Here is a 2987-nt window from a genome sequence, read left to right as displayed (position 1 = left end):
TTCTTCACGCGATCACATCACGTGGCGAACGGATCGCCCTGGATCTCTTCGGTCGTCAGGAAGATCGGAGCATTGAAGGTGTCGTTCGGCTCCAGCACCAGCAGACCCGGACGCGGCCGCGAGGTCTTCACGTCCTTCTTCGCCAGCCATGCCTCCGCGGAGTCGACGTCGGTGATCTTGAACCGCAGGCTGTAGATGAAGTTGCCGTACTGCTCGACGTGCCGTCCGAGGTCCGAGGTCGGCTCGAGCGGCTGAGCGATCTGCAGCAAGCAGTCACCGAGGTGCAGGACGACGTACTTCGCACCCAGATCCTCGTCGATTCCTTCAACCAGCGGGATCGCCTTGAAGGCCTTGACGTAGACCTCGACCGCGGACTCGAGGTCGCGGACACCCAAGGTCACGAACGAGAAGCGTTCGATCGTGAGGGGGTGCTGGGAGGTGACCTTCTCCAGCGACGACCACTCCTCCTTCTCCCGGGGGTCGTTCGGCATCCGGTGCTTGGAGATCTCGACCATCAGCCCGGCTGTGAACTTCGGGCTCGGGTAGAAGTACATCAGGCTCGGGTCATCGAGCTTCTCGACCGCACCGCCACCGGGCTTGCCGATGTAGATTCCGTTCTCGATCATGTGGTTGCCCAGACCGACGATGTCGTCGGCGAAGTAGCCGACGGAGTGCAGGTGCTGCCCGAACCTGGAGTAGAACTTGCCGACCGGAAGGTGCGGGCTGTTCACCTCGCCCTCGTCGCTCAGTGCCGGCGCCATCACCTCGACACACAGGTCGCGCACCATCAGGAGCGACGCGTACCTGTCCTCGATCGGCAGGTAACCGGGCTCATCGACGCCCATGTAGGTGTAGCCGCCGAAGACGTCCTCCCACCACGCCGTCAGCTTTGCGACGTCATCGGTCATGTGGATGACGTGGATCATCTGGCCGATGCCGTACTCACTGGTCTTCTTGACCGGCTTGATCGCCATTTCTTGTTCTCCTCGTTCCTCGAGTTCGGTTCAGACCCGGATCAGCACTGCGCCACCCTGGCCACCACCGGCGCACATGGTCGCCAGGCCCAAGCCACCCCCACGACGCCGCAGCTCGTAGATCAGGGTGTTGAGCATCCGGCCGCCGGACGCCGCGACCGGGTGGCCGATCGAGCAGCCGCTGCCGGAGACGTTGACCAGCTCCTCATCGATGCCCATCTCCTGGCAGGCGACGATGGGGACGGTGGCGAAGGCCTCGTTGATCTCCCACAGCGTGATGTCCTGGACGCCGAGGCCCGCCCGCTTGAGCACCTTGTCCGCGGCGGCCAACGCTCCGGTGCCGGTGTAGCGGGGGTCGACCCCGGCGGAGCCCCACGCCACGATCTCGGCGAGCACGTCGAGGCCCTCAGCGGCGGCGAGCCCGTCGCTGGCAAGCGCCAGCGCCGACCCGGCGTCGTTGCCGCCGGCCGCGTTCCCTGCCGTGATCGAGAAGCCCTCGATCTCCGGGTGCAGCGGCTTGAGCGAGGCGAGCTTCTCCATCGTGGTGTCACGGCGCGGGTGCTCGTCGACCTTGAACTCGACCGTCTCGCCGAGCTTGTTCACCACCGTGATGGGGGTGATCTCGTCGACGAACTTGCCCGCGTCGATCGCGGCGACCGCCCGCTGGTGCGAGCGGAACGCCCACGCGTCGAGCTGCTCGCGGCTGATGTTGAACTTCTGGGCGAGATTCCAGCCGACGGTGAGCTGGACATCGTCGTCGATGCCGTCACGGTGCTGGAAGGTCGGGGGCATGCGCTGCTCGTAGTCGGCCTCGGTGTGAGGCTTGCGGAAGCTCGAGATCGGACTGAGCGAGCTGGCCTGGACTCCACCGGCGATGATCGCGCTCTCCATCCCCGACATGATCGACGCGGCGGCCAGGCCCGTCGTGGTCAGGCTGCTGGCGCAGTGCCGATTGACCGAGATGCCCGCCACGCTCTCGAGCCCCGCAGCATCGGCGGCGTAGCGACCCAGGTCGCCCCCGCCGTACAGCACGTCACCGAGGTAGACGTCGTCGAAGCGCTCACCCGGGAGACCCGAGCGCGCGACGACCTCCCTGACGATGTGCTCCGCGAGCGTTTCGGCGGAGGTCTCGCTCAGGGTCCCCCGGCGGGCGGTTCCGACGGCGGTCCGAGTGGCTCCGATGACGACAGCCTTGGGCATGGTGGCGCACCTCATCTCTCAGCCTGGTCCTCGCCCGACTCGGATCCGCGACTGTTGCGGTGAGATGGCGACGACCGGCAGCCGCATGCTACGTTATTGAGTACATACATGTAAACGATTTGTCTCTTTGGCTGCTCGCTGAACGCCCACGAATCCGCCCCAGGCCTAGAAAGCAGGACCCCATGGATCTCACTGGAACCTCCGCCGTCGTCATCGGTGGAACGGGCGGCTTCGGCTCGGCGACCGTGAAGCGGCTGGTGGCCGCGGGCGTGCAGACGGTCATCGCCGACATCAACGACGACCGTGGCGCCGAGCTGGTCAAGGAGCTCGGCGACAACGCGCACTACATCCACACCGACGTCTTCAGCGACGACTCGGTCGCCGAGACACTCGCAGCCGCGCAGGAGCTCGCGCCGCTGCGCTCGGTCGTCATCGTGCACGGCAGCAGCCAGGGCGGGGGCGGCCGGATGGTCGGCCGCGACGGTCAGGCGATCGGTCAGGAGAGCTTCGACAAGACGATCGAGATCTTCTTGCTGGCGACCTACCGGGCGCTGCGACTGGCTGCCGCGTCCATCGCGACCAACGAGCCGCTCGATTCCGGCCAGCGTGGCGTCATCATCCAGACCGCGAGCATCGCCGGCCTGGAGGGCCAGGTCGGCCAGACGGCGTACGGCGCCGCGAAGGCCGGCGTCATCGGACTCACCCTGCCGGCGGCCCGCGACCTCGCGCCGGTCGGCGTCCGCGTGATGACGATCGTCCCCGGCACCTTCTTCACCCCGGCCTTCGGGATGTCGGAGGAGGAGGCCTACACCC

At 66.7% G+C, this 2987-nt stretch carries 3 protein-coding genes; 1 reads left to right on the top strand and 2 read right to left on the bottom strand.

Going from position 1 to position 2987, the window contains the following annotated elements; genetic code table 11:
• Positions 1–17 precede the first annotated feature (17 nt).
• Together ACXJKL_RS18365 and ACXJKL_RS18360 are read right to left on the bottom strand one after the other, a co-directional pair.
• Positions 18–974, bottom strand: a complete 957-nt coding sequence (locus ACXJKL_RS18365; RefSeq protein WP_457208443.1) for a hypothetical protein — start codon at positions 972–974, stop codon at positions 18–20.
• Between the two features lie 30 nt (positions 975–1004).
• Positions 1005–2174: a thiolase family protein gene (locus ACXJKL_RS18360; RefSeq protein ID WP_457208442.1), complete on the bottom strand. Its 1170-nt coding sequence runs from the start codon at positions 2172–2174 to the stop codon at positions 1005–1007.
• Between the two features lie 182 nt (positions 2175–2356).
• On the opposite strand from ACXJKL_RS18360, the gene ACXJKL_RS18355 reads away from it, so the two are divergent.
• The coding region (locus ACXJKL_RS18355; RefSeq protein ID WP_457208441.1) for an SDR family NAD(P)-dependent oxidoreductase at positions 2357–2987 on the top strand (631 nt) is incomplete at its 3' end.

The organism is Nocardioides sp. P5_C9_2 (genome assembly GCF_054049555.1).
The sequence above is the reverse complement of the archived record's forward strand: the minus strand, read 5'-3'. Positions and strand labels throughout refer to the sequence as shown.

What these genes read in the sequence shown, in the direction of transcription:
- ACXJKL_RS18365 (WP_457208443.1), bottom strand. Translation starts at nt 974, where the DNA reads ATGGCGATCAAGCCGGTCAAGAAGACCAGTGAGTACGGCATCGGCCAG.
- ACXJKL_RS18360 (WP_457208442.1), bottom strand. Translation starts at nt 2,174, where the DNA reads ATGCCCAAGGCTGTCGTCATCGGAGCCACTCGGACCGCCGTCGGAACC.